The organism is Aeromonas rivipollensis (assembly GCF_010974825.1).
In the GTDB taxonomy this organism is placed as follows: domain Bacteria; phylum Pseudomonadota; class Gammaproteobacteria; order Enterobacterales; family Aeromonadaceae; genus Aeromonas; species Aeromonas rivipollensis.
The window spans coordinates 24993-51309 of record NZ_JAAILA010000027.1; the positions used below are offsets into that span (position 1 = coordinate 24993).

Annotated in this window: 20 protein-coding genes; 11 read left to right on the plus strand and 9 right to left on the minus strand. The window is 62.8% G+C overall.

What is annotated here, in order from left to right; translation table 11 throughout:
* Positions 1-150: 150 nt before the first annotated feature.
* On the minus strand, positions 151-2187 hold the full coding sequence (locus G4923_RS16395; RefSeq protein WP_163137703.1) for a glycoside hydrolase family 3 protein: 2037 nt from the start codon (positions 2185-2187) through the stop codon (positions 151-153).
* A 231-nt stretch (positions 2188-2418) separates the two neighbouring features.
* On the opposite strand from G4923_RS16395, the gene G4923_RS16400 reads away from it, so the two are divergent.
* Positions 2419-3429, plus strand: coding sequence for a helix-turn-helix domain-containing protein (locus G4923_RS16400; protein ID WP_163137704.1), 1011 nt, complete (start codon positions 2419-2421; stop codon positions 3427-3429).
* Here the strand turns inward: G4923_RS16400 and G4923_RS16405 are convergent.
* Complete coding sequence (locus G4923_RS16405) at positions 3409-4332, minus strand: LysR family transcriptional regulator (protein WP_163137705.1); 924 nt, start codon at positions 4330-4332, stop codon at positions 3409-3411. The genes G4923_RS16400 and G4923_RS16405 overlap by 21 nt on opposite strands.
* Before the next feature lie 124 nt (positions 4333-4456).
* On the opposite strand from G4923_RS16405, the gene G4923_RS16410 reads away from it, so the two are divergent.
* Positions 4457-5215, plus strand: a complete 759-nt coding sequence (locus tag G4923_RS16410) for an SDR family NAD(P)-dependent oxidoreductase (protein WP_111913709.1) — start codon at positions 4457-4459, stop codon at positions 5213-5215.
* A 113-nt stretch (positions 5216-5328) separates the two neighbouring features.
* Here G4923_RS16410 and G4923_RS16415 read toward each other — a convergent pair whose 3' ends face one another.
* Positions 5329-6762: a glycoside hydrolase family 1 protein gene (locus G4923_RS16415; RefSeq protein WP_163137706.1), complete on the minus strand. Its 1434-nt coding sequence runs from the start codon at positions 6760-6762 to the stop codon at positions 5329-5331.
* Between the two features lie 157 nt (positions 6763-6919).
* Between G4923_RS16415 and G4923_RS16420 the strand changes: the two genes are divergently transcribed.
* Together G4923_RS16420 and G4923_RS16425 are read left to right on the plus strand one after the other, a co-directional pair.
* Complete coding sequence (locus G4923_RS16420) at positions 6920-7822, plus strand: LysR family transcriptional regulator (protein WP_163137707.1); 903 nt, start codon at positions 6920-6922, stop codon at positions 7820-7822.
* A 111-nt stretch (positions 7823-7933) separates the two neighbouring features.
* Positions 7934-9508 carry a sensor domain-containing diguanylate cyclase gene (locus G4923_RS16425; RefSeq protein ID WP_163137708.1) on the plus strand — a complete coding sequence of 525 codons (1575 nt, stop codon included), beginning with the start codon at positions 7934-7936 and terminating at the stop codon, positions 9506-9508.
* Positions 9509-9517: 9 nt separating this feature from the next.
* Here the strand turns inward: G4923_RS16425 and G4923_RS16430 are convergent, their stop codons facing one another.
* The 3 genes from G4923_RS16430 to fdhD form a co-directional block, all read right to left on the minus strand.
* Entirely contained in the window at positions 9518-10642 is a 1125-nt protein-coding gene (locus G4923_RS16430; protein WP_234678206.1) for a BamA/TamA family outer membrane protein, read from the minus strand.
* 260 nt (positions 10643-10902) lie between these two features.
* Entirely contained in the window at positions 10903-13200 is a 2298-nt protein-coding gene (locus G4923_RS16435; protein ID WP_163137709.1) for an FdhF/YdeP family oxidoreductase, read from the minus strand.
* Positions 13184-13969 carry a formate dehydrogenase accessory sulfurtransferase FdhD gene (gene fdhD / locus G4923_RS16440; protein WP_163137710.1) on the minus strand — a complete coding sequence of 262 codons (786 nt, stop codon included), beginning with the start codon at positions 13967-13969 and terminating at the stop codon, positions 13184-13186. The genes G4923_RS16435 and fdhD overlap by 17 nt, the downstream gene beginning before the upstream one ends.
* Before the next feature lie 161 nt (positions 13970-14130).
* Between fdhD and G4923_RS16445 the strand changes: the two genes are divergently transcribed.
* Positions 14131-15009 carry a LysR family transcriptional regulator gene (locus G4923_RS16445; protein ID WP_163137711.1) on the plus strand — a complete coding sequence of 293 codons (879 nt, stop codon included), beginning with the start codon at positions 14131-14133 and terminating at the stop codon, positions 15007-15009.
* Positions 15010-15111: 102 nt separating this feature from the next.
* Here G4923_RS16445 and G4923_RS16450 read toward each other — a convergent pair whose 3' ends face one another.
* Positions 15112-18546: an ImpA family metalloprotease gene (locus tag G4923_RS16450; RefSeq protein ID WP_205597021.1), complete on the minus strand. Its 3435-nt coding sequence runs from the start codon at positions 18544-18546 to the stop codon at positions 15112-15114.
* Between the two features lie 405 nt (positions 18547-18951).
* Between G4923_RS16450 and ytfQ the strand changes: the two genes are divergently transcribed.
* The 4 genes from ytfQ (at position 18952) to yjfF (ending at position 23536) form a co-directional block, all read left to right on the plus strand.
* The gene (gene ytfQ / locus G4923_RS16455; protein ID WP_163137712.1) at positions 18952-19911 is read left to right on the plus strand and encodes a galactofuranose ABC transporter, galactofuranose-binding protein YtfQ; all 960 of its coding nucleotides are present in this window, start codon (positions 18952-18954) and stop codon (positions 19909-19911) included.
* 89 nt (positions 19912-20000) lie between these two features.
* Positions 20001-21509 carry a galactofuranose ABC transporter, ATP-binding protein YtfR gene (ytfR, locus tag G4923_RS16460; RefSeq protein WP_163137713.1) on the plus strand — a complete coding sequence of 503 codons (1509 nt, stop codon included), beginning with the start codon at positions 20001-20003 and terminating at the stop codon, positions 21507-21509.
* A gap of 1 nt (position 21510) precedes the next feature.
* Positions 21511-22533: a galactofuranose ABC transporter, ATP-binding protein YtfT gene (ytfT, locus tag G4923_RS16465; protein WP_163137714.1), complete on the plus strand. Its 1023-nt coding sequence runs from the start codon at positions 21511-21513 to the stop codon at positions 22531-22533.
* Positions 22526-23536, plus strand: a complete 1011-nt coding sequence (gene yjfF / locus G4923_RS16470; protein ID WP_163137715.1) for a galactofuranose ABC transporter, permease protein YjfF — start codon at positions 22526-22528, stop codon at positions 23534-23536. Before ytfT ends, yjfF begins: the two co-directional genes overlap by 8 nt.
* A gap of 74 nt (positions 23537-23610) precedes the next feature.
* On the opposite strand, the gene G4923_RS16475 is transcribed toward yjfF, so the two are convergent.
* Complete coding sequence (locus G4923_RS16475) at positions 23611-23958, minus strand: FAD-binding oxidoreductase/lyase (protein WP_163137716.1); 348 nt, start codon at positions 23956-23958, stop codon at positions 23611-23613.
* Positions 23959-24586: 628 nt separating this feature from the next.
* Here G4923_RS16475 and G4923_RS16480 point away from each other — a divergent pair.
* Positions 24587-24922, plus strand: a complete 336-nt coding sequence (locus G4923_RS16480; RefSeq protein WP_163137717.1) for a hypothetical protein — start codon at positions 24587-24589, stop codon at positions 24920-24922.
* Positions 24919-25290, plus strand: coding sequence for a DUF2513 domain-containing protein (locus G4923_RS16485; protein ID WP_163137718.1), 372 nt, complete (start codon positions 24919-24921; stop codon positions 25288-25290). The genes G4923_RS16480 and G4923_RS16485 overlap by 4 nt, the downstream gene beginning before the upstream one ends.
* A 32-nt stretch (positions 25291-25322) precedes the next feature.
* On the opposite strand, the gene G4923_RS16490 is transcribed toward G4923_RS16485, so the two are convergent.
* Entirely contained in the window at positions 25323-26168 is an 846-nt protein-coding gene (locus tag G4923_RS16490; protein ID WP_163137719.1) for an OST-HTH/LOTUS domain-containing protein, read from the minus strand.
* Positions 26169-26317: the final 149 nt, after the last annotated feature.

Consider the following 26317-nt stretch of genomic DNA (forward strand, 5'->3'; position numbering starts at 1 on the left):
GCGAGCCTCTCGCGGTCGCGAGGCGCGGCAACCCCTGATGGGGCGTCATTATGCCCAAGCCAGCCCCTTGCGCCAAACCGGGATTGTCGATGGCGGCAATGGAAAAGGCGCCCGCAGGCGCCTTGGTGATCATGGATGTCGGGCTCGCCCTCAATAGGCCAGACCGGCACCATAGGGGTAGAGCGGGTTCGCGGAGTCCTTCGCCACGTCCGGGTGCTGGTTTTGCACCGCCTGCCAGCTGGAGGGCAGCTCGAAGGGCAGCTTGCCGCTGGCCTTGGCCTTGCCGCTGATGACGTCGAACAGCGCCTGATCCAGGGCCCCGAAGTTGGCCAGCAACACCTGCGCCGCCGGTGCCACCTCGGTCAGGATGGCGGGTCTGTCCAGATAGACGGAGAGCACCATGGGCACCCCGGCCTGCGCGACGGCCTGGATGGCGGCGTACTCGTCTGCCCCGCGATAGATCCCCTCGTGGGCCGTCTCCTGCACCACCTGATCTGCGCTGGCAAAGCCGAGCTGACCGAAGTGGATGCTGCCGAACGGGAAGCGGGGATCCTGTTCACCCGGTGCATTGACCCGCACTATGGCGAGATCGGCCTGGGCCAGATCCGTCACCACCGTATAGCCGTTGGCCGCGGCCACCTCGGCATTGACGTTATGCAGGTAGACCCGCTTGCCGTCCGCCTTGAGTGGCAACAGGGCCCCCTCGTTTTTCAGCAACACATGGGACGCCGCCTGGGCGGCCTGGGCGGCCTGCTGGAACTCGGCCTTGCCCACCAGGGCCACCGCGGCCTGGGTATCCACATAGGGGTTCTCGAACAGCCCCAGGGCGAACTTCTGCTCCAGGATCCGCTCGGCCGAGGTGGTGATCGCCGCCTCGGTTACCAGGCCGCTCTGCACCGCCGCCAGCAGGGGGGCGGGATCTTCCACGCCGCCAAACTGATCCACCCCGGCGTCGATGGCCTTGGCGTAGCGCTCGGCCTTGGTGAGCTTCTCCACGCCCCAGGACATGCCAAAGGGCACAGTCCAGGGGCTGACCCCCGCCGTCACCTCATCCTGGGTCAGCCCCTGCTCGCAGCGGGCGTTGCAGTCGTTGACTATGCCCCAGTCGCTCAGCACCACGCCGTCGAACTTGAAGTGGCCCCGCAGCAAGTCGGTGAGGATCTGGCGGTTGAAGCCAAAGCCCACCTCCTCGATGGCCTGACCTTCATGGGTCAGCCCCTCGGGCAGGGCGTAATAGGGCATCACGGCCCCCACCTTGGCCTCGAAGGCCCCCTCGAAGGGCACCAGGTGATAGGCGAACTGGCCGCCGGGATAGACCTGCTCCTTGCCCCAGGGGTTGTGGGCATCCAGGCCGTCTTTCTGGGGGCCGGCCCCGGCGAAGTGCTTGACCACTGTGACCACGCTCTCCTTGCCTATGCCGTCACTCCCCTGCTGGAAGCCCTCTATGTAGGCCTTGACCAGGGATTTGGCGAGCAGGTTGTCTTCACCGAAGGTGCCGTTGATGCGGCCCCAGCGCGGCTCGGTCGCGAGATCCGCCTGGGGGGAGAGGGCCTCGTGAATGCCGACGGCCCTGTACTCCTGGCGGGCGATGTCGCCAAAGCGCTGCACCAGGGCGGCATCGCCGATGGCGGCGAGCCCCAGGGTCTCGGGCCACTGGGAGAAGGCCCCGGCGCCTATGCTGGTGGCGTTGGGATCATGGGTGAAGTGGTTGCGGGGATCCGTGCTCACCGTCATGGGGATGCCGAGCCCCACCCCTTCCAGCAGGGCCTGCAGCCGGTTGTTGTCGTCGGCAATGGCCGCCGGATCCCCCGCCATGCGGGTGATGAAGGTATTGACGCCATCCTCGCGCAGCATCTTGTCCATGGCGGTGAGGTTGACCCGCCCGTCTGCGTCCAGCACCAGGGTGCCGTGCATCATCAGGCCCGCCTTCTGGGCCAGGGAGAGCCTGCCCACCAGATCCCGGGCCCGCTCGGCGGCGCCAAGGCGCCAGTCTTCATAGGGAGTCAGGGCGCCGCTGCCATCGAGATCCTTGAATTGCAGGCCATCCTGCTCGATCAGGCTGACGGTGCGGTGCCCCAGGGTGGGCTGCTCCGGCTTGGGGCTGGAGTCGTTGCCATTGCACCCTGCCAGCAGCAGGACGCCCATGCTCAGGGTGAGGCGGGTCAGAGCGAAGGGGGGATATGTCATTATTGTTATCTTCCATGTGTGTGTAGGAGTGGCCACTCTATGCAAAATCGGCCCGCCTCACTTGCCCTGCGGGTGCAGGGAATTGCCGGTTGGGAGCAAGATCGAAAAGTGTGAAAAGGGTTGCAGGGTTACCCTTGGTTACATTTCTGAAACATGAAGCCGAACCTGGCTCACGGCAATTCATGGCCAATGGCGGATGATGGTGGGCCACCGCCGACAAGGATTTTCGCCGTGAAGACAGTCTCCAACCGGATAGCCCTGCACTGCCTCAACCACTGGCAGAGACAGGGACGGGATCCGGCCCAGCTCCTGCAAGGTGCCGGTATTGCCAGAGAAGAGCTGCTGCTCCCCCAGGGGCGGATCGACGCCCAGCGCCACTTCCGGCTGCTGACCCAGGTCGCCCCCCATGTGGACATGGCCCACAAGTGGTCGCCCCCTTCGCTCTCGGGGCTCTTCGCCGACTACCTGCCGCTGGCGAGCCTCTGCTGCAACGCCGCCACCCTGCGCCAGGCCCTGCACTTCTTCCTCGCCTACCGCCCCCTCATTGGCGAGTGCGACCGGATACTGCTGCGGGAGGAAGAGGGACAGGCCAGGCTCAGTTACCATTCGGAGTCCGATCACCCGGACGTGATCGCCATGAGCAGCCTGGCCAACCTCGGCCACCTCTATGCCCTGCTGCAGTTCTACCACCCAGGCCAGGGCCGACTGGTGCTGCCCACCCCGGTGCGGCCCAGGCTGTGGCGCGAGCTGGGGGCCTGGCTGGGGGATCGGCTGCAACGGGGAAAAAGCTTTGAGCTGCGCTTCCCCGCGGCCTTGCTCGATCTCGCCCACGGGGGCTGCAACGGCCCCCTGCAACCCCTGCTGCTGGGGGAGCTCGACGGCCAGATGCGGCAGTTGCGCCCGAGCAGCCACTACAGGGAGCGGGTGCTCGGGCTCATCCGCCAGCGGCTCTGGCAGGAGAGCGTCGACTCCCCCACCCTGCTGGCGGGGATCTGCGAGGCCCTCAGGCTGACCCGCTGGACCCTCAACCGCCACCTGCGCGAGGAGGGGTGCCACTTCTCAGGATTGCTGGAGCAGGTCAGAAGGGAGGAGGCCTGCCGGCTGCTGCAGGATCCCGGCCTGCAACTGCAGGAGGTGGGCGGGCGCCTCGGGTTTGCCAGCCAGAGCAGCTTCACCCGCTTCTTCAAGGAGGCGTTCGCCCTCTCCCCCAGCGAATACCGCTCAAGGCGCAGCCGGCTCTGACTCCCCGGCCAGGGCCCCGGCGAGCAGGTCCGCCAGCCAGTGGATGAAGAGCTGGACCCTGGGCGCCAGCTGGCGGCGATGGGCATAGAGGGCGTGGATGGGGAGCGGCGGCGCCTGCCACCGGGGCAGCAGGCTTATCAGCTCGCCGCGCCCGAGCAGCCCCTCCACCCCTACCCTCGGCATCTGTATGATGCCAAGCCCCGCCAGCGCCGCCGCCAGGTAGGTCTCGCTGTCGTTGACCATCAGGGCCCCCGCCATCGGCAAGAGGGCGCGGCTGCCATCCGCTTGCTGGTATTCAAAACCGGGATCGCTGCGCCCCTGCCCCGACCCATAATGAACCAGCCGGTGCCCGGCCAGATCCGCCAGGGTCTGCGGCACCCCGTAACGGGCCAGGTAGGCGGCGCTGGCGCAGTTGATCTGGCGATAGTGACCCAAGGGGCGCGCCACCAGGCTGGAGGGCTCCAGCGCCCCGACCCGCACCACGCAATCGAAGCCATCGCGCACCAGATCCACCCGCCTGTCCGTGCTGCTCAGCATCAGCTGCAAGTCGGGGTGCTGCGCCAGGAAGGCGGGCAGCGCCGGGATCACCAGATGGCGCGCCATCCGGCTCGGCATGTCTACCCGCAACTGCCCCGAGATCTGGCCCCCCTGGCGAAACAGGCCGTCAAACTCCTCCATGTCCGCCAGCAGATCCCGGCACCTGGCGTAGCAGAGCTGGCCATCCGTGGTGAGCTGCACCCGTCTCGTGGTGCGCAGCAAGAGCCGGGTGCCCATGCGCTCCTCCAGCCGGCGGATGGCGGCGGAGAGGGTCGCCTTGGGGATGCCCAGTTGCTCGGCGCAGCGGGTAAAACTCTCGAGTTCGGCGACCCGCACGAACAACCTCATCGCATCCAGTTGATCCATGACCTGATTGTCTCTTCAAACGGAACAGTGATTTCATTATCACGCTATTTATCCGGCAATAAAGGAACAATACAGTGATCCGGTCGGCTCGCACCGAGCCCTTGCCACCCACAGGAGTCACACCATGACCAGACCCATAGCCCTCATCACAGGCGCCAGCCGTGGCCTTGGCAAACACAGCGCCCTCGCCCTCGCGGCCAAGGGGGTGGATCTCATCATCACCTACCGCAGCCAGGCCGACGAGGCGGCCGCCGTGGTGGCCGAGGCCCAGGCGCTCGGGGTCCAGGCCCATGCCCTGGCGCTGGATGTGGGGGTGAGCGCCTCCTTTGCCGCCTTCGCAGAGGAGGTGAAGCAACTGCTCGCCCGGGAGTGGCAACGGCCGCAGTTCGACTACCTGGTCAACAATGCCGGCATCGGCATTCATGCCAGCTTCGAGCAGACCACGGAGGAACAGTTCGACACCCTGCTCAACATCCACTTCAAGGGGACCTTCTTCCTGACCCAGAGGCTGCTGCCGCTTATCCGTGATGGCGGGCGCATCATCAATCTCTCCACCGGCCTCACCCGCTTCGCCATGCCGGGTTACGCCGCCTATGCCGCCATGAAGGGGGGCGTGGAGGTGCTGACCCACTATCTGGCCAAGGAGCTGGGCCCCCGCGGCATCGCCGTCAACGTGGTGGCCCCGGGTGCCATCGAGACCGACTTTGGCGGCGGCGTGGTGCGCGACGACAAGGGGGTCAACGCCTTCCTCGCGAGCCAGACGGCGCTGGGGAGAGTCGGCCAGCCCGACGACATCGGCGGTGTCATCGCCGCCCTGCTCTCCGATGACAACCGCTGGATCACCGCCCAGCGCATCGAGGCCTCGGGGGGCATGTTTATCTAGGCCGGGATGGGCGCCCAAGGCTTGCACGCCGCCATGAAAAAGCCACGAAAAAGGCCCCCGAGGGGGCCTTTGCATTGGGGCGGCGCCATGCGCCCGCGCCTTAAGTCAACGCTTTACAGCGTCTTGCCACCGGAGGCGATCACCTGGCTGTACCAGTGGAAGCTCTCCTTCTTGATGCGGCGCAAGGATCCCCCCTGCTCGTCGCGCTCCACATAGACGAAGCCGTAGCGCTTCTGGTAGCCGTTGAGCCAGCTCAGGATGTCGGTGAAAGACCAGGCGCAGTAGCCGATGAGCTCGACCCCGTCCTGCATCGCCTCCTGGCAGGCCTTGAGGTGGCTGTGCAGGTAGGCGATGCGGTAGTCATCCTGCACCCGGCCATCTGCGGTCAGCTTGTCGAACTCGCCGAGGCCGTTCTCGGTGATCATCAGCGGCAGGCCGTAGCGGGACGAGAGGCGGCGCAGGGCGATGCGCATCCCGGTGGGATCTATGGCCCAGTCCCAGTTGCTGGTCTCCAGGTGCGGGTTGGGGGTGGTCTTGTAGAGACCCGGCACACCGCTCGATGGCGTTGTGCCCTTCTGCCCCGTGGTGTTGATCCGCTGCATGGTCTGGCCGCCGAGGGGATTGTCGGTGAAGGTCAGGGTGTAGTAGTAGTTGACGCCTATGTAGTCGGGGGTGCCTTCGCGCAGCAGTTCCAGATCCCCCGGCAGTATCTCGGGGGCCTCGCCGGTTTCTCTCAGGTAGGCGAGCGCCGCCTGGGGGTAGCGACCGAAGCAGTAGGCATCCAGCCACCAGAGGTTGGTGAACTCCTCGGCATTCTCGAACGCCAGCATGTCGCTCGGGGCGCAGGAGGCCGGATAGGCCGGGGAATAGGCGAAGCTCGGGCCTATGAGGCCGTTTGGCACATGCTGACGGAACGCCTTGATGACACGGGCGTTGGCGAGAAAGGCGATGTGGTTGGCGGCAAAGAAGCGCTTCCTGTCCTGCACAGCGGGCGGATGGGTGCCGAGCTGGTAGGCGTTGGTCAGGTTGTAGTTCTGCTCGTTGAGGGAGACCCAGTACTTCACCTTGCCGGCGAAGCGCTGATAGAGGGTGACGCAGTAGTGCTCGAAGTCGTCGATGATGCGCCTGTCTTCCCAGCCGCCGTATTCGTCCTGCAGGGCCTGGGGCAGGTCCCAGTGGTAGAGGGTCAGCACAGGCTCTATGCCGTGGGCCAGCAGGGCGTCGATGAGCCGCTCGTAGAAGGCGAGTCCCGCCTCGTTCACCTCACCGCGCCCGCTTGGGAAGATGCGCGGCCAGCTCACCGAGAAGCGATAGGCCTTGAGCCCCATCTCGGCCATCAGCGCCACGTCCTCTTCCACCCTGTGGTAGTGATCCACCGCCACGTCCCCGTTGCTGCCCTCGAAGGTCTTGCCCGGCAACTTGGTGAAGAGATCCCACACCGAGGGGCCCTTGCCGTCTTCGTTCCAGGCCCCTTCCACCTGGTAGGCGGCAGAGGCGGCCCCCCAGAGGAAATCCGCGGGGAAGTCGTTGAACTTGGGATGGTGCATCTGGCTTGTCTCCTGCTGCTTGAGGATGGTGCCGCCTCTCCCCTTGGGGCATGGGCGGGGGTCAAAACGAATTGGCATCAGCATCGAACAGTTCTAGAATTCCGTCCAATGACAATTTTTGCCATTCAATATTCCAATCAGGAATGAAGGAGTCGTGATGGAGTTGCGGGATCTGAAGGCCTTCGTCACCCTGGGGGAAGTCTTGCACTTCGGTCAGGCGGCGGCGCGCCAGCACATCACCCAGTCGGCCCTGAGCAAGCAGATCCGGCGGCTGGAGGGGGAATTTGGCGGCGAGCTGTTCGAGCGCAACGCCAGCAGCACCCGGCTCACCCTGCTCGGGCGCGCGCTCTATGCGGACGCCAGCGCCCTGGTGGCCCAGAGCGAGCAGCTCGGGCGCAGCGCCCGGGACGTGCTGGCGGGCAACGGCGGCACCCTGCGCATCGGTTTCGGGGTCGCCACCAAGCTGCTGGTGCCCGCGGCCATCGCCCGCCTGCGGGCGGCGCGCCCCGGGGTGCGCATCGAGCTCAACGATCTCTCCACCCATCACCAGTTGCTGGCGCTCGCCGAGGGCCGGCTGGATCTGGGGTTTTGCCGCCTGCCCGCCCCTAAGGGCTGGCACTGCCTGCCGGTGGTGCGCGCCCATTTCATTGCCGTGCTGCCCGCCAGCTACGCCGGGGTGAAGGGGCTCGCGGATCTGGTGGACAGGCCGCTGGCCATACTGCGCCGGGACAAGGCCCCCTCCTTTCACGATCAGTTCGTGCACTACCTGGCCCAGAGCGGGCTGCGTTTTCGTGACATCCAGTATGTGAACGACTTCGCCGCCGGCATCGCCACCGCCGCCGCGGACATCGCCTGGACCCTGGTACCCTCCTCCACCACCATAGAGCACCCTGACGTGATCTCCCTGCCCCTTACCGAGGCCGAGGCGAGCTGGATCATAGGGCTCATTCGCCCGCCGGGAGGGGATAACCCCCTCATAGCCCCCTTCTGGCAGACGGTGGCCGAGCTCGGTGATCCCGCCCTCACCACTCTGGGTGATCAGGGCTGTGCTGGAACATGACGCGGCATCGTTCGAGAACCACATTAACGGTAGCTTTTGAGCAGCCAGCCCCCGTAAAATTGCACCATGGCTCCGGCGCCCGGCGCCAACCGACAAGGACTCGTTTCTCCGATGCTATCTCACTGGCTGCTGAGGTTTGATCTCCATCGCCTCATCCTGGCCCTGGCCGTGCTCGGCGTGCTGGCCACCTTCGGCAACAGCTTCTACGCCATCCATCAGGCACAGCGACAGCTGCTGATCGACAGTACCCTGGAGGCCAACCGTGTCTATGCCACCAAACTGGCCGCCTCCGCCGAGGCCATGCTGAATGCGGCCCAGGGGCAGCTTGCCTACAGCGCCACCCTGCTGGCGCCGCTGCTGCAGGCCAACGACATCGCGGGGCTGGAGCAGGAGGTGACCCAGCTACGCGAGCGCACCAACACCTTCAACTCGGTGGCCGTCGTGAACACCGAGTCCACCATAGTCGCCGTCTCCCCCGAGACCCTGAAGGTGAAGGGGGCCAAGCTCAGCTCCCGCAGCGCCCGCCAGACCCTCGCCAACCAGCAGCCGACCATCTCGGACCCTCTTATCTCCCTTTCGGGCAACTACCTCATCAGCCTCTCCTACCCTGTGTTCTCGACGGACAGGCGCTACCTCGGCTATGTCGCCGGGACCATCTACCTGGAATCCGCCAGCGTGCTCTCCAGCCTGCTGGGCCAGCACTACTACCAGGATGGCTCCTATCTCTACGTGGTCGACCGGCAGAAGACGCTGATCTACCACCCCAACCCCAAGCGCATCGGCCAGAAGATAGGTGACAATGTGGTGGTGGACGAGGTGTTGCAGGGGCGCCAGGGGGCGCAAGCCGTGCTCAACTCCCGGGGAACCGAGATGCTGGCGGGCTTCGCCCCCGTGGCCGGTGCGGGCTGGGGAGTGGTGGCCCAGCGTCCCCGCAGCGCCACCCTGGCCGGGCTGGATGAGCAGATGCTCGACATCCTGAAGGGGATGATCCCGGTCACCCTCTTCATCCTCTTCATCATCTGGCTCTCAGCTACCATCATCTCCCGCCCCCTGCGGCAGCTGGCCAACAGGGCCAGGCTGATGGATCAGCAGGAGGCGGCCTCCAACATCTCCAGCATCCGCGCCTGGTACTTCGAGGCGGCCCAGCTCAAGCAGGCCATCCTCAAGGGGCTGGGGCTGCTCAACACCAAGATTGACCAGCTTCACACCGACAGTCACACAGACCCCATGACGGGCCTCTTCAACCGGCGGGCCATGCAGCAGATGCTGGACGACTATCAGGCGCAGTCCCGGCCGCTGGCGGTTATCGCCCTGGATATCGATCACTTCAAGGCCATCAACGACCGCTTCGGCCACGACGTCGGGGACGCCGTCATCGTCGCCCTGGCGACCCTGATGCAGCGGGATCTGCGCGCCGATGCCGCCCTGTGCCGCAGCGGCGGCGAGGAGTTCCTGCTGCTACTGCCCGGGGTCTCCCTGGTGCAGGCGCAGCGGATCGCCGAACGACTGCGGCAGACGGTGGCGAACCACGAGATGGAGCAGGCCGGGTGCATCACCATCTCCCTCGGGGTCGCCCACTGGCCGGGGGATGCCAGCGATCTCGGTGCCGTGCTCAAGCAGGCGGACAAGGCGCTCTATCAGGCCAAGCACAGGGGCCGCAACTGCGTGGTGGTGGCCGGCGCCTGAGGCCCGGCGTCAGAAGCTGTAGCCCATCTTGAGGTAGATGCCCGCGTTGTCGTCCTTGCCCATCGCATACTCGAGGTTGGCGACTATGCCCGCCTCCGGCTTGAGCAGGTACTGCACCCCCGCCCCCCAGGCGGGATAGATGTTGTCGCTGTCGCCACAGTCGAGGGACTCACCGTTCACGGCGTCGCCGTAGAGGCAGGCCACCCCGGCGAAGGCCGTCAGGGTCCAGCGTTCGGCGAGCTGGTAGCGCTCCTCGACCTCCACCGCCGACATGTGCTGACCCAGGTACTCCCCCGGGGTGTAGCCACGCAGGTAGATGGGGGAATAGGAGCCGCTCGGCGCGTTGTGGGAGAACTGGTTGCGATTGCGCCAGGCGAGCACATTGCCATCCCCGTGACTCCAGTAGCCCCGATAGTCGACCCGATAGATGTCAAAGTCCCCCTCTCCCCCCAGCCCTTCCCGGTAGGCCAGGTTGTTGACGTTCAAATACCAGCCCCTGGTCGCGCTGAAGTCGCTGTCCCGGGAGTCGTGCTGCACCACCAGCCCCAGCCCCCCCGAGGTGAATCCCTCCAGCCCCAGCTCGTCCAGGATCTGATCCGACTCCAGATCCTGTCCCTGCACCTCGTAGTTGGAGTAGGCCGCCATGCCGCCGACGAACCAGTCCCCCTCCACCCGATAGAGGTAGCGCAGGAAGGCGGAGCGGAAGTTGTCGTTGGTCTCGAGGGCATGGCCGGTGCCGAGGTAATCCTGGTAGCTGTTGTTGATGTCGCCGAGGATGACGCCACCGACGATGCGGTGGTGATCCGCCCCGAACGACGTCTTGGCGAAGGCGCTGGTGATCAGGGACGCCGAGGTGGTGTACTTGCCGGACAGGGTGAACAGGGACGGGCGCGAGCCCTCATCGAACTGGTGCAGGTAACCCATCATCAGGCCCGCCGCCGTGTCCAGCTTGGGGCTGGAGCTCAGCAGTGGCACGAACAACCAGGGGGAACGCTCGCCCTCCTTGGCCGCCTTTGCCTTTCGCTCGTCACCGCGCGTCTGCGCTTCTTCCTTGGCGGGATCCGCCGCCATTGCGGGGCTGGCAGCCAGGATAAAGGCCAGGCCGGCCATCAGGGGGGAGATTGCATTGCGCATGTGTGGGTTCCGCACAGGATCGCGCACGGCAAACCGGCGGCGCTGGGCCACCCTGCTCGGCAGGCACGTCGGGGTTCAGGTTGCCGGCCGCCTTGCATCAGGGGCCGGAAGAGGGCCGCAGCATAGCGGCATCCCCCGACCCCGACCACAGCAAGATGGTGCGCCATACAATCGCCGTACAGCTTCGGCAAACGAGAGGTCCTGGTGAAGAGCGGGCATGAAAAAACCCCTGCCTGGGCAGGGGTTCGAGACGCGGACGCTTACAGATTGACGGCGAGGCTGGCGGCCTGTGCCTGGCTTGGGGTCACCAGCACGGGGACCGACTTGGAGGTGGGGGTGAAAGAGCCCTCCCCTATGCTGTCGATGGCCACCAGGGGGTTGGTCTCCGGGTAGTAGGCGGCGATGTTGCCCCTGGGGATCTCGTAGAAGATGACGCTAAAGCCGCGCACCACCCGCTCGCGCCCGTCGTTGCAGATGGCGGTCATGTCCACCTGCTGCTCCTCGGCCAGCCCCAGGCGACGGGCGTCCTCCTCGTTCATGAAGACCACGTTGCGCCGCCCCTTGATGCCGCGGTAGCGATCGTCCATGCCGTAGATGGTGGTGTTGTACTGATCGTGGGAGCGCAGGCTCTGGAGCAGCAGCACGGGCTCGCCCACCATCTGCTCGGCGTGGCTGGTGCACTCGGGCAGGATGGAGTCCGGCAAGCGGCTCGCCCGAAATTCGGCGCGCCCGCTCGCGGTATTCCAGCGCAGCAGGGCGGCGCCGTTCTCCAGGTGGAAGCCGCAGGGCTCCTCGATGCGGCGGTTGAAGTCGTCAAAGCCGGCTATGGTCTCGGCGATGAGGTCGCGCAGCAGGGCGTAGTCGTCCCGCAGGGCCAGCCAGTCCACCCGCTCGCTGCCGAGTGTCGCCTCGGCCATGCGCGCGACTATGTCGATCTCCGAGAGACAAAGCGGCGAGACCGGCTCGTTCATGCCGGTGGAGGCGTGCACCATGCTGAAGGTATCTTCCACGGTGATCTTCTGGATGCCGCTGCGCTGCAGATCGAGCTCGGTGCGGCCGAGGCAGGGCAGGATCAGGGCATCCTGGGAGACCATGAGATGGCTGCGGTTGAGCTTGGTGCTGATCTGCACGTTGAGCTCGCTCTTGCGCATCGCCTCATAGGTGAAGTCGGTGTCCGGCGCCGCAGCCGCCAGGTTGCCCCCAAGGCAGACGAGCACCTTGCTGTTGCCTGCGTGCAGGGCCTTGAGCGCCTCGTAGACGTTGTGCCCCGGCGTGCGCTTGAGGCCCACCGGGAAGCGGCGCTCCAGGCGGTCGATAAAGGCGGCGTTGGGTTTCTCGTTGATCCCCATGGTGCGGTTGCCCTGCACGTTGCTGTGGCCGCGCACCGGGCACAGCCCCGCCCCCGGCTTGCCAATCTGGCCGCACATCAGGTGCAGGTTGACGATTTCGCGAATGGTGTCGACCGAGTGCTTGTGCTGGGTGATCCCCATGGCCCAGCAGCTGATCACGCTCTCGCTCTGGGCGAAGATCTGCGCCGCCTGAGTGATCGCCTCCCGGCTGAGCCCGGATTGCGCCTCGATCTGCGCCCACTCCGTGGCCTTCACCTGCGCCAGGTAGTCGTCAAAGTGCGCCGTGTGCTGCTCGATGAAGGCGAGATCGATGCGGCCCCCCTCCTCTTCCAGGATGTATTTCGCCATGCCGCGAATCGCCGCCATGTCACCGCCGAGTTTCGGCGTGAGGTACTGGTGGCTGATGCGGGTGGCCGCCGGAGTCAGCAGCTCCGCCGGGCTCTGGGGGCTGGCGAAGCGCTCGAGGGCCACCTCTTTCAAGTTGTTGAAGGTGACTATCTGGCAGCCCTGGCGCGCCGCCTTGCGCAGGGCATTCATCATACGCGGGTGGTTGGTGCCCGGGTTCTGGCCAAAGACGAAGATGGCCTTGGCGGCGTCGAAGTCATCGAGCACCACAGTGCCCTTGCCCACCCCGACGGACTGGATGAGCCCAACGCCGCTCGCCTCGTGGCACATGTTGGAGCAGTCCGGGAAGTTGTTGGTGCCATAGAGACGGCCGAACAGCTGATAGAGGTAGGAGGCCTCATTGCTGGCGCGGCCCGAGGTGTAGAACTCCACCTCGTCGGGGCTGGCCAGGCTCTTGAGCTTTTCCGCGATGAGGGCAAAGGCCTGCTCCCAGCTTACCGGCTCGTAATGATCCGTGGCCGGGTTGTAGCGCAGGGGCTCGGTCAACCGCCCCTGGTATTCGAGCCAGTAGTCGCTCTGGGCAGAGAGGCGGCGCACCGAATGCTCGGCAAAGAAGGCCGCCCCCACCGTCTTGCCGGTGGACTCCCAGGCCACCGCCTTGGCGCCGTTCTCGCAGAACTGGAAGGCCCCCTGCTTGTTGTCACCCCAGGCGCAGCCCGGGCAGTCGAAGCCGTCGGTCTGGTTGACCCGCAACAGGTTCTTGATGTTCTGCCGGGTCTTCTGGCTCTGCAGCACCTGCTTGAAGGTGGACTGCAGGGAGGAAAAGCCGCCGGCCTTGGCCGGTTTCTCAATATGACTGGACATGGGTGTCTCCGAACTGATCCTGGGCGCGGGGGCTGGCATAGCAGACCGGGGCATCGGATCTGGGCACATGAATGAGGGTCAGGTTGTATTTCAGGGCCAGTCGCACCGCGAGCTGGCTGGGAGAAGCAAGGCTGATGAGGTGGGCGGCGCCAAATTGCACCGCCTTGTGAATGAGTTCGCTGCCGCAGCGGCTGGTGATGACCAGGGTGGTGGCCTGCGTGGGCTGGCGCAGCTGCATGCCGATGAGCTTGTCCAGGGCGTTGTGGCGGCCTATGTCTTCCCGGCAGGCCAGGATCTCGCCGCGATCATCCAGCGCCAGGGCGGCATGGAGGGCGCCGCTCTGGCGAGCCTTGCTCTGCCAGGGGGCGATGCGCTGACGCAAGTCCCGCAGACGCTCGGTATCCAAGGGGGCGCCCGGGGTCAGCGGGATCAACTCGGGCAGCGCATGCTCTATGGCCTCCACCCCGCAGATGCCGCAGCCGCTCGCCCCGGCCAGGCGACGCTTGCGCTGGCCAAGCGCTGCCAGGCAGCGGTTGGCAATGGTGATGTCGAGCACGACGCCGTGCTCCGAGGGGGTGATCTGGATGTCGTGCACATCGTGATTGCCCCCTATGATGCCCTCGCCAAACAGGAAGCCGATGGCGAAGTCGTCGAGATCATCCGGGGTGGCCATCATGACGGCGTGGTTGATGCCATTGATGTTGACGGACACGGCCACCTCTTCCACCAGCTCATCCAGCCTGGGCAACCGTGAATTGAATGGGATCATGCGAGACGCTTATAACGTGTATTCGGGCCTCAAGTTTAGATAAGTCAGTCCCCCAAAACCAATGAAACAAATCTATTCACCGATAGAAAAACTCTATTGCCATGACGATGTCGATTGATTAACTTTGTCAGCCATCCTCCACGCCAGGCGCTTCCTCTTCGATGAACATCAAGCAATTGCACTATTTCTACGAGCTGGCCCAGCACCGCCACTTCGCCAAGGCGGCCAAGGCCTGCTTCATCACCCAGCCGACCCTGTCCGCCAGCATCACGGCGCTGGAAAAATCCCTCGGCACCGAGCTGGTGGTGCGCAACAGCCAGTTCGTGGCGCTGACCCAGGCGGGGGAAGTGGTGCTGCGCCACGCCGAGCGCATGCTGCTGGAGCAGGACGCCATGCGCCAGGAGCTGAGCCTGTTTGGCGGCGCGCTCTCGGGGGTCCTGCGCATCGGCATGGTGCCCCAGTCGAGCATCGACATCATGCCGCTGCTCAAGCGCTTCAACGACGCCTTCCCCAAGGTCAGCCTGCGCCTGTCGGTGATGACCCACGGCACCCTGCTCGAGCAGCTGGATCTGCACCAGACCGACATCGGCCTCGGCTTTGACGAGCTGCTCACCGAACATCAGCGCCGCGCCCTCGACGTCCAGTTGCGTCACCCCAACCCCATGGCGCTGCTGGGGCCCCTGCCCCCGCACCTCTCCCCGAGCCAGCCCCTGAGGCTGGCGGACTTGCAGGATCTCCCCCTGATACTGCCGAGCGCCACCATGCAGTTTCGTCGCTACCTCGACGAGGCCGCCGCCCGCCAGCAGCTCAGCCTGCGGGTAGTGCTGGAGACAGACTCCCTGTTCCACCTGGCCAACGGGGTGAGCCACGGCCTCGGCTGCGCCGTGGTCAGTGCCGGCATCGCCGCCACCGCCCATCAGCTCTTCAAGCTGCCCTGCCACTCCTTGAGCGATGCGAGCGCCGGCACCATCGCCTTCATCACCCGCAAGCACAGCGTCACCCCCGCCATGAAGGCCTTTCTCGGCCTGCTGCAGGAGTGAGTCACCCCGCAGGGCTACGAGGCTCAACGCGAGTACCGCCCGCCTGCTTCGACAAGCCTGCGCTGACCAAGAAAAAACGCCCCTGAGGGCGTTTTTTCTTTATTAGGGAATAGGACAGCTGGCCGGCGATCCCTGGTCGCGAGGCCAGAGGGTGCTGCCATCCGTACTTGAGAGGGGCAGGAATGTCAGCCCCTCGCTCATGTTGGCGGGCGGGAGATCGTCCTCCAGCACGTACATCCCCATGGGCAGGACGCCCGAGGGCTGGTTCGCCTGCACCTGAGCGGCGGCAAGCGTCGAGTAGCGCAGACCCAGCAGATCGAAGTGGCTACGCCAGTCCAGGCCGGTGAGCCTGCCGAGGGCGACCAGCATGAAGTCGTTGCCCGGTATGTCTCTCACCTGCTTGCCGCCATAGACCCCATGCCCCTGGAAGGGGAAGAGGCCAAAGCCGAGCCTGTCCCTGTTGGCATTCCAGTCGCTCTCGTTGTCGGCAACGGCGCCGAAGATCCGTGAATGCTGGTAGAGCAGGGTGAAGATATTGAAGCCGTTGCTCAGGCGGGTGCCATCCGCCAGCCTCATGCCGTGGGCGCGCAGCGCCATCTGGATATAAAATGCCATGCGATAGCCGTTGTGGACCGCATAGGCATTGCTCTGCCAGGGCGCCTCGTAGCGACTCTCACCCGCATCCAGCACCTTGCAGCTGGCCCCCAGCACCACCCGATTGCCGCTCTTATCCTTCACCCCGGCCGCGTCGGACATGAAGGCGTAGAACAGATCCTTGTGGTTCATGTGACCATCTTTGATGGGCGCCTGGTTGCCGTCGCGCAGATAGTGGGCCTGCCACTTCACCACATAGGGGAAGATGTTGTTGGAGTTCTCCCCGGCCCGGCTGCCATAGCCGCGCCAGTTGTCGGCATCGCTGGCGGCGGCATAATGCACATTCAGGCGCTGGGTTTGCAGGTTGTGCCCCAGCTCGTGATTGTCCAGCCAACCGGTCGGGCTGATGCTGCCGGAAGAGTCCCAGGGGTTGCCGCTGCAGCCGACCCCGCAATGGGCATTCTGGTCGTAGTTGGCATGCTGGATGATAGTGCGGGTATGCAGTGATTCGTCGAGACACAGATCCCCCAGCAGCGCGACACAGGCGCGCCGGACCTCGTCAGGCAGCGACTCCTCCAGGCGCTTGCCCTGGATCTTGAAGCCCGCCAGGGTATAGACGCTGTTGATATGATCCCGGGAAATGCTCTCCAGCAGGGCATCGGTGTCGGCAATGGCCCCCCCGATGGCCCCGGTGAAGCGATCCCGCCGCAGATGCTGCTCGGCGCCATCGGCTCTGAGATCGACATGGGGCAGCTCGGTCTGCTCCAGCCGCTCGTTGAAGTCCCGGATCTGCTGCTCATCACTGAAGTCCAGGATGGCTGGATGGCGGGTCACGCCGGTGGCGGTCAGCTCCACTTGCAGCGCCCCGTCTCCCCCCTCCAGATAGAGATAGACAGGGCCCCCATAGGGCGAGGTGAAGCTGACGCTGCCGCCCTTGTTCAGAGGAAGCCGCCCGCTGGCCAACTCCAGCGGCGCCCGATAGACCTTCTGCTCATAGGCCCTGTTGGTGTTGGGTCTGTGGTAATTGAGTCGAATGGTAGCGGAAACATCCGCAGTATCCGTGCGACTCAGGGTGATACGCTGCCCCGGCAGGGCATACCAGCCCGTCGAGGTCCACTGCCCGGAATAGGGCACCGAGATGCGGCGGCTGTCGCTGATGACGGCGGGATAGGCGTAATGGGCCAGATCTCCCTTGAACACCTGGCTGCGATCGACGACATACTCCCCCAGATCCGGCTGGGCCAGGTTGCGAACACGGGCATAGCTCACCAGCCAGTCGGCAAACATCGCCCGCTGCCAGGCCTGATGCTCGTCCCAGGCGATGGGGTAATCGATGGCGGCGCGGTATTTGTCGGCCAGCAGCAGGCTGGCCGGCAACAGTGCCAAGCCGTCGCGGGCGAAGGGGCTGATCCCCGCCTTGTCCAGGGTGATGGCGGCATTCCTGAGCCAGTCGGCGCCATTCTTGAACTGCAGATTGAACTCATCGACACCGCCGCAGTTGAGGAAGTTGCCGCTGCAGGCATCCAGCCATTGGGTGCTGAATTCCCCCTCCTTAAGGTTGCTCAGCAGCGTATCGACCGCCATCAGCTGGGGATCTGGCGCCATGATGGTGCTCGCCGCCAGATTGCTGACCTTGAGCTTCGACCAGTAGTTGCCCCAGGTCACCAGCCCCATCTCCAGATAGAGGGGCGCCAGCAAGGGGCTCGCCTCTCGCCGGTAGTTGGATAGCAGCAGCGGGATCCCGGCGGCCTTCGCCTTGGCGATGGCCTGGGCTATGCCCTGGTATCCCAGCCCCTGGCGATCGAGGTCGCTTATCACGATAAGATCCGGCGCCATGCGGTCGATGCAGGCGCCGAGGGCCTGATAATCGCACTCATCGGCCTGGTTGATGCTGTGCGCGTCCGGATACATGGCCTTGAGCCAGTCCCGGATCCCCTCGTTATGGGGGAAATACCAGCTGTCGGCGCGACTCGGCACCTGGGCGGTCAGGATGCGAAGACCATCGTCATCACTATCCCTCCCCCGGGTCAGCCAGCCGATCAGACCCTTGAGCAGTGCCTCGCTCTGGGGCGTGCGATCCACCGCAAACAGGTTCGCCCCCATGGCTGCCCGGCGATAGTCATCTTGCTCGGAGACCATCACCAGGCCACGGATCTCGCTCTCCCCCTTGCCATTGATGTTGGAGGGAAGCAGGGTCACTGTGTTTTCGGGCTGGAAGCTGGAGAAGGTGATGGAGTCGTGGCTCGGGTTCCAGCTGATGGCCCCCAGACCCTGATAGAGGGTGCGGACCAATTCGGTGCGACGCGCCTCGCTGTCGGCGATGGCGCCACGGGCATGGGCGATCAGCTCCACGTCGCTGGCGAGGGCGTGATCCTCACGGGCAATGGCATGGGCGGCATGCTTGATGAAGCGAGCCGACACCTGACAATCGGCGCCCATGGGGCCTGTGATGTAGTCGTGACCCTGCAGGGTGCCGTCACAGCCCTCTATGTGCTCCAGCACGAAGCCGGCGTCGGGCGCTAGGGTGAAACGCCCCCGCTCACCGGCGCTCAGGCGCAGGCTGGCCGGGCTCAGCCGCCCACCCTGGCTGCTCTGGGTGGTGGCCTCGAAATAGACGGGGGCCGTCTCCTGAGTGAAGCTCGCCGAGACCTGGCAATCGCCGCGCATGGGGCCCGTGGTATAGGTGTGGCCGTCCAGCGTCCCCTCACAACCCGCAATCTGCGCCAACACATAACCGGCGTCGGGTGCTACGGTGAAACTGCCCTGCTCACCGGCGCTCAGGCGCAGGCTGGCCGGGCTCAACTGCCCACCCTGGGTGCTCTGGGTGGATGCCTCGAAATACGTTGTTATCGTGGGGGGAATGGCATCGTCTTTCCCGCCCTCTCCACCCCCGCATCCGTTCATGGCAAGAGCCAGCAAGGGTGTGAGAATGACTCTTCTCATCTTCTATCCTCCTCTCTACCAGGCTGTTTGGGGCGGGCAGTGTAGGGGGCGTGCTGCGTAATTTCAACCCTGAACGAATCCCATTTTAGGCTCCGACCGACCGGGATCGCCTTCCCTCGCCTGGCGGCACTTCATTCCCCCGGGGCGGTCTACCCCACAAGAGAATGACAGCCCCTTCCATGACGAGCCGGACACCATGGCTTCCGGAATAAATATGCATGTAAATAAGCATAAAAATGGCGCCATATATGAACTTGTCTGCTGTTTGTATGAAGCATCATGCTGCTGAAAATTTTCTGTGAGCCACCTCCCGTCGTTAAACCCAAGAGCCTATAACCTTGACCCGTACAATAAAAACCTGACGCGTTCCGGTTTATTTCACCATGCATCACAAAGGAGTGTCACATGTATAAGAAAGTGAAACTGGCGGGCATTATCAGCACCCTTATTCTCTCTGCCTCTGCATATTCTGCCGAGATGACGGTGGGCTTCTCTCAAATAGGATCTGAATCCGGTTGGCGGGCAGCGGAAACCTCGGTCGCCAAGACGGAAGCACAGAAACGCGGCATCACCCTGAAAATTGCCGATGCCCAGCAAAAACAGGAGAACCAGATCAAGGCCATCCGCTCCTTCATTGCCCAGGGGGTAGATGCCATCTTTATTGCCCCCGTGGTGCAGACCGGCTGGGATCCGGTATTGCAGGAGGCGAAAGAGGCCGAGATCCCGGTGTTCCTGCTGGATCGCAACATCACGGTAAAAGATGACGGCCTCTTCATGACCGGGGTCGCCGCAGACAGCGTCCACGAAGGGGCAGTGGCGGCCCAGTGGCTCATCAAGCAGCAGGATGGCAAGGCCTGCAATGTGGTTGAATTGCAAGGCACAGTGGGGGCCAGCGTGGCGCTGGATCGCAAGAAGGGCTTCCTCGACACCGTCGCGGCCGTGCCCACCATCAAGATCATCCGCACCCAGTCCGGCGACTTCACCCGCAGCAAGGGCAAGGAGGTGATGGAGAGCTTCATCAAGGCGGAAAATAACGGCAAGAATATTTGCGCCGTCTACGCCCACAACGACGACATGGCCATAGGCGCCATCCAGGCAATTAAAGAAGCCGGGCTGAAACCGGGCACGGATATCAAGATCATCTCCATCGATGGGGTGCCTGATATTTTCAAGGCGATGATGGCCGGCGAAGCCAATGCCTCGGTGGAATTGACGCCAAATATGGCGGGCCCAGCCTTCGATGCCCTGCTGGCCTATAAGAAGGATGGCGCCCTGCCCCCCAAACATATCAAGACGGAGTCTATTCTGTTCGAGCCTGAGAGTGCAGAGGCTCAGCTCGAGCTGAAAAAAGACATGGGTTATTAATGCCGCTCGCCCGCTGAGCCAGCCAGTTGAATAAGACGCCATATCGGCTGGGTTGCGATATGGCGTGTTATATCGGAGAGCCCCTATTCATGTCAGAAAACACTCAGGATGTCCTGTTGAACGCCCGCGGGATCTGCAAGACCTTTCCCGGGGTGCGTGCCCTGCATCAGGTGGACTTTTCCCTGCGAAGGGGGGAGATCATGGCGCTGCTCGGCGAGAACGGCGCCGGCAAGTCCACCCTGGTCAAGACCCTCACCGGCGTCTATCAGCCCGACGGCGGGCGCATCGAACTCGATGGCGTCCCCATCTCCCCCACGGACACCGCCCATGCCCAGCGTCTGGGGATTGGCACCGTCTATCAGGAGGTCAACCTGCTGCCCAACATGTCGGTGGCAGACAACCTCTTCATCGGCCACGAGCCCCGCCGCTTCGGTTTCATCGACAGAGCCGCCATGACCCGGCAGGCCCAGGCCATCATGGCGGGATACGGCTTCGAGATGGATGTCTCCCTGCCCCTCGGCCACTATTCGGTCGCCATGCAACAGATAGTGGCCATCGCCAGGGCCATCTCACTGTCGGCCAAGATCCTCATCCTCGATGAACCCACCGCCAGCCTGGATGCCAGCGAGGTGCAGATGCTCTTCTCCCTCATGGGGAACCTGCGAGATCAGGGGGTGAGCCTCATCTTCATCACCCATTTTCTCGATCAGGTCTACGCCATCAGCGATCGCATCACTGTGCTGCGCAACGGCGAGCTGGTCGGCACCCGCGACACGGCCGCGCTGCCGCAACTGGATCTGGTCAAGATGATGCTGGGGCACGAGCTTGACGAAAACGCCCTCAAGCGGGCCGGCAAGACACTGCGCAGCAACCAGCCCACGGTGTCGTTCAGGGGTTATGGCAAGCGCGGGGTCATAGCCCCCTTCAGTCTCGACGTCATGCCCGGGGAGATAGTGGGTCTGGCCGGCCTGCTCGGCTCGGGTCGCACCGAGACCGCCGAGCTGATGTTCGGCATAGTGCCAAGAGACAGTGGCGAGTGCCGGGTGCGGGGCAAGCCGGTGACCATTCGCAGTGCACGCCAGGCGGCCGCCAATGGCTTTGGCTTCTGCCCGGAGGATCGCAAGAGCGCCGGCATCATCGCCTCGGCCTCGGTGCGCGAAAACATGATGCTGGCCCTGCAAGCCCAGCGGGGCTGGCTGCGCCCCTTGCCCCGCAAGGAGCAGGACGAGATCACCGCCCGCCTCATCGAGCAGCTGGCCATCAAGACCCCGGGGCCGGAGCAGCCCATCCAGTTTCTGTCAGGGGGAAACCAGCAGAAGGTGTTGCTGGCCCGCTGGCTGCTGACCAAGCCGCAATTCCTGATCCTGGACGAACCCACCCGGGGCATAGACGTGGGGGCCCATGCCGAGATCATCCGCCTCATCGAATCCCTCTGCGCCAACGGGCTGGCCCTGCTGGTCATCTCCTCTGAGCTCGAAGAGCTGGTGGGCTATGCCGATCGGGTAATAGTCCTGCGCGACAGAAAACAGGTGGCAGAACTTGCGACGGACGCCCTCAGCGTCCCTGCCATCATGAACGCCATTGCATGCGAGGCCTGATATGACGTCATCCACCCTCCCCCTTCCTGGCGGGCCGGCGCGCCCCCGCAGAGCCCTGCCCACGGGCACGGCCCAATGCACAGCCCTGCTCTGCGTACTGCTCATCAACGCCCTGGTCGCCGACAACTTCTTCGCCATCCATGTCCAGGATGGTCGGCTGTTTGGCAGCCTCATCGACATACTCAACCGCTGTGCCCCTGTGGCCCTGCTCTCCCTCGGCATGACGCTGGTGATCGCCACCGGCGGCATCGATCTGTCGGTGGGGGCCGTGATGGCCATCAGCGGAGCCACCATGGCCAGTCTGGCCACCGGCGGCCACAGCCTGCCGGTCATCGTCGCCTCAGTGCTTGGGGTAGGCTTGCTGTGCGGCCTGTGGAACGGCTTGCTGGTGGCGGTGTTCAAGATCCAGCCCATAGTCGCCACCCTGATCCTCATGGTGGCGGGCCGGGGCATAGCCCAGCTCATCACAGAGGGGCAGATCATCACCTTCAACAACGAGGCCCTCGCCTGGATCGGCAGCGGCTCCCTCTTCTATCTGCCCACCCCCGTCATCATCACCCTGGGCATGGCGCTGCTGCTCTGGCTGCTGACCAAGCGCACCGCCCTCGGCCTCTTCATCGAAGCGGTGGGGATCAACATCAAGGCCGCCAAGAACGCCGGGCTCAACACCCCCATGGTGGTGATCGCCACCTACCTGCTGAGCGGCCTCATGGCCGCCGTCGCCGGCATGATAGTCGCCGCCGACATCCGCGGTGCCGATGCCAACAACGCCGGGCTCTGGCTGGAGATGGACGCCATCCTGGCGGTGGTGATAGGGGGCACCTCCCTGATGGGGGGGCGCTTCAACCTGGCGCTCTCCCTGATCGGCATACTGATCATCCAGGGGGTGAACACAGGGATCCTGCTCTCCGGCTACCAGCCCCAGTGGAACCAGATCGTCAAGGCCATGGTGGTGCTGGCGGTGCTGGTCATGCAGTCGCCGGCCCTCAACCACCTGTTCCAGCGAGGGACTCGCCATGTTTAAACGCAACCTCCCCCTGATGGTGACCATCATGGTCTTCGTGCTGGGCTATCTGCTCTGCCTGGCCTCCTTCCCCGCCTTCATGTCCACCCGCATCATCTGCAACATACTGACGGACAATGCGTTTCTGGGCATAGTGGCGGTCGGCATGACCTTCGTCATCCTCTCTGGGGGCATAGATCTGTCGGTGGGGGCCGTCATCGCCTTCACCGGCGTGCTGCTGGCCAAACTCATCGGGGATCTGGGGGTCAGTCCACTGCTGGCCATCCCCCTGGTGCTGGTGCTCGGGGCCGGCTTCGGCGCCCTGATGGGCTGGCTCATCGACACCCTGAAGATCCCCGCCTTCATCATCACCCTGGCGGGCATGTTCTTCCTGCGAGGGGCCAGTTTCCTCATCTCGGAGCAGTCCCTGCCCATCGATCACCCCAGCTTCACCTACCTGTCGAGCCTGTCGTGGAAGGTGCCGGGGGGCGGTCGCCTGAGCCTGCTGGCCCTCATCATGCTGGCGGTGGTGGTGCTTGGCATCCTGCTCGCCAACCGCACCCGCTTTGGCAACAACGTCTACGCCATCGGCGGCAACGCCACCTCGGCGGCCCTGATGGGGATCTCGGTGCGCCACATCACCATCCGCATCTACCTGCTCTCCACCACCCTGGCGACCCTGGCGGGCATCGTATTCGCGCTCTACACCTCGGCGGGCTATCCGCTCGCCGCCGTCGGGGTGGAGCTCGATGCCATCGCCGCCGTGGTGATCGGCGGCACCCTGCTGAGCGGCGGGGTGGGCACAGTATTCGGCTCCCTGTTCGGGGTATTGATCCAGGGGTTGATCCAGACCTACATCAACTTCGACGGCACCCTCAGCTCCTGGTGGACCAAGATCATCATAGGCCTGCTGCTGTTTAGCTTCATCGCCCTGCAGCGCCTGCTGATCCTGGTCTCGGAACACCGCAAGGCCAACAACGCCACCCCCTTCAAGCGGCAGGTCCCCGTCGCCCCCCTTGAGTGAAAACATCGCGGGGCCTGCGCCCGATCAACCCAGGCACAGGCCCCGCGATAACACGCCTTTATGGTGGCCAGGTGCTAGTATTCCCCCGCCCCCAGCAGCCGCTCTTTCCAGAGATAACCCTGCACCCCCAGATCCAGAAAGGGCCGTGGCGGGAGATAGTTTGCCGTGCCCAGAGCGCGCATCTGCTCGCCCCAGGGGCTCTCCACCCCGCACACCAGATCGGCCAGTGCCTTGCCCGCCATGGTTTGCTTGCTGATCCGGGCCCCGTTGCATCCCAACGCAGCGTAGAGATCTGCTCCGAACTGGCCCCACAGCGGCGCCCCATTGCGGCTCACGCTGATGAGCCCGGACCAGCTGTGGGCGAAGGCCAGCTCCCCAAGTTCGGGAAAGCGGGACAGAAACAGCTGGCGGTGACGTCGCACTATGGCTTCCCTGGCCCCGCCATCGCTGTGCAGCGTCGGCGCATGAGCGACATGCTGGCGGATCTATACCCAAAAGGGACTAATAAAAGGTAGAGACACACGACAGGAGGCCGCAAGGGATCGCCTATGTGTTAGCAAGGGGATAACTTGGGGCAGGGACAAAAAGAGGTGCAGACAAGCGTTCAGACGGTCCCAGAAAGAGAACTTCAGGGCGACCGGCTGGCTGGAGAATTGAAGGAGTACGGGGGGAAATAGCGGGCGCTTAATCACTGAAGAGGGCGTTCAGATTTTTTCCAGAATTAACCGAGGGCGGACATAGGTGTGGTGACATACTGCGGTTATAGTGAAAATAGCGTTTTTGCACATTCCTATTTTCTTACTCTCATTTTGTGATGATTTGATAGCATTATTTAATAATAATCTCACTTTGTTGTCAGCGCCACAATTATAATTTTATTTGAGAAGTCACGCCACGTAGCGCAACTATTTTACTTTGCGCCTGGAGTTGAGCTTATTATACCAGAATGAGAGCTCCTTATCACTTCATAAATTTCCACCCCGCCCCATGGATTTTTCCTTGATTCTTAGTAACATAGGCTTTGTTAATTTGAAGCAGGAGCCTTTGTAGATGCAGCCTAATTATAAAGTGACTGTAAAGCACAGCCGTATTAAGTTGAACGTATCAGAGCAGAAAGGAGTCATGTATTTTACTGATGAACATCACTCAATGCTGCTGTGTGCTCCGATACACAAAATCAAGTCAGATATTGAAGGGACCATCTACTGCCAACCGTCACAGCGTGAACGTTGGGCTATCGAATTAGATTGGCGTGATCACTTAATAATTTCAGAGTATGTAGAAAAGATAAAACTAGAAATAAAAGAAACGATTATGAAAATGAGTTTGTTGGCGAATTCAGGGAAAGACACATCCGTTTCAACTTACGCCGGAGATGAAGAATGAAAAGGAATTGGGACACCGTGAGAGATGTACTCACAAAATTAGAGAGTCTGCCTAGCACAGACCATTACTTATCACTTGGAGATTTCGAACTTACTGATGTGAGTGTCGCTTATGCAATCTCCTACCACATGGAACTGCTAATTGAAGCAGGACTAGTTGAAGGAAAAATGAGCCGAGTTCTTGGCGGTGGCCCTATAAATTTCACGGCGACTCGACTTACATGGACAGGCCACGAATTTTTAGATGCAATCTGTAGCGATACAGTCTGGATCAAGACCAAAGAGACCTTTGCAACCAAGGGGCTCGACATGACCTTTGATCTGATTAAGACCGTGGCAGGTGGTGTAGCGACTTCGCTCCTGTTCTGAGTGTGCAAGCGGCAGAAATTAGCAAAACTCTCTTAGGCCCGGCGGGTGCGATACCACATCATCAGACCAGTGGGAGATAGTCGTTTGTCTACTTCGAAGAGCTGGGAACGATGAATAACCTCCCGCCAACTACGACATCCGTACAGCTTGGGGGATAAATCTGGCCATCTTTGCCCGATACTACGGATGGCTTCATTTAACTGGGCCCAGCCATCCTTAGCTATTGAGTGTTCTGTAAATTTCATCTGTTGGACGATGGCTGTGTTTTCCCAATTGTCGATCGGTTCACCAGGGATAACGCCGTAGTAATAGAGACTCTTTCCGACTGGTGAGTTAATAAACTCGAAAAGTTCTTTCTTCCCACCTTCAAACGCAGTCAGGAGGGAAATCAACGTATCCTTATTGCTCTTGATGGTACTGGCTGCTGTAGACAGATAGCTGATTGCAGCTTGGCAACTAATCTCCGAGTTCAATGCAAAACGTGACAGAAAATGATGAACCAGCTCATTTCGTAACTCGACCAACTGTTTGAGCTTTTCATTCATCCACTCCCCGTCTTCTAGGCCAAAACTGACACGGAAGTAAGCTCGGCCGTTTAGAGCGTCATCATCAATTTCTTGCTCATTCTCCAACGTCGTTCTTTGGCTCCACTGACCAACCAAATGCCCCAGCGTTTTTCCGCCTAGAAGCTGGCGGTCACGTTCTACGTTACGAGCTAACTCATCGGAGAACCCACTCACCTTTAGAGTGGGTAGGGCTGCTTTGAGCATCAATTCAAACTGCTGTAACTGGAGGAGAGCTCGCCCGTACTCCAACGCTATTTGTTCTTTTAATTCATTTAAATCAGGCGGTGCCTTGTCAGTTTTGTGGTGTTCCAATCGCGCTCTTCCTTGTGCTCAGTTGAAATACATGTGTAGTGGCCTAATCATCCCGAACACCATTTTAGTCGGTACAGTCGCCACCATGACTTGAGGTGTTCACTGACAAGATTACGTCGCTCATTTAATGCTGAATTCAAACACGAAGA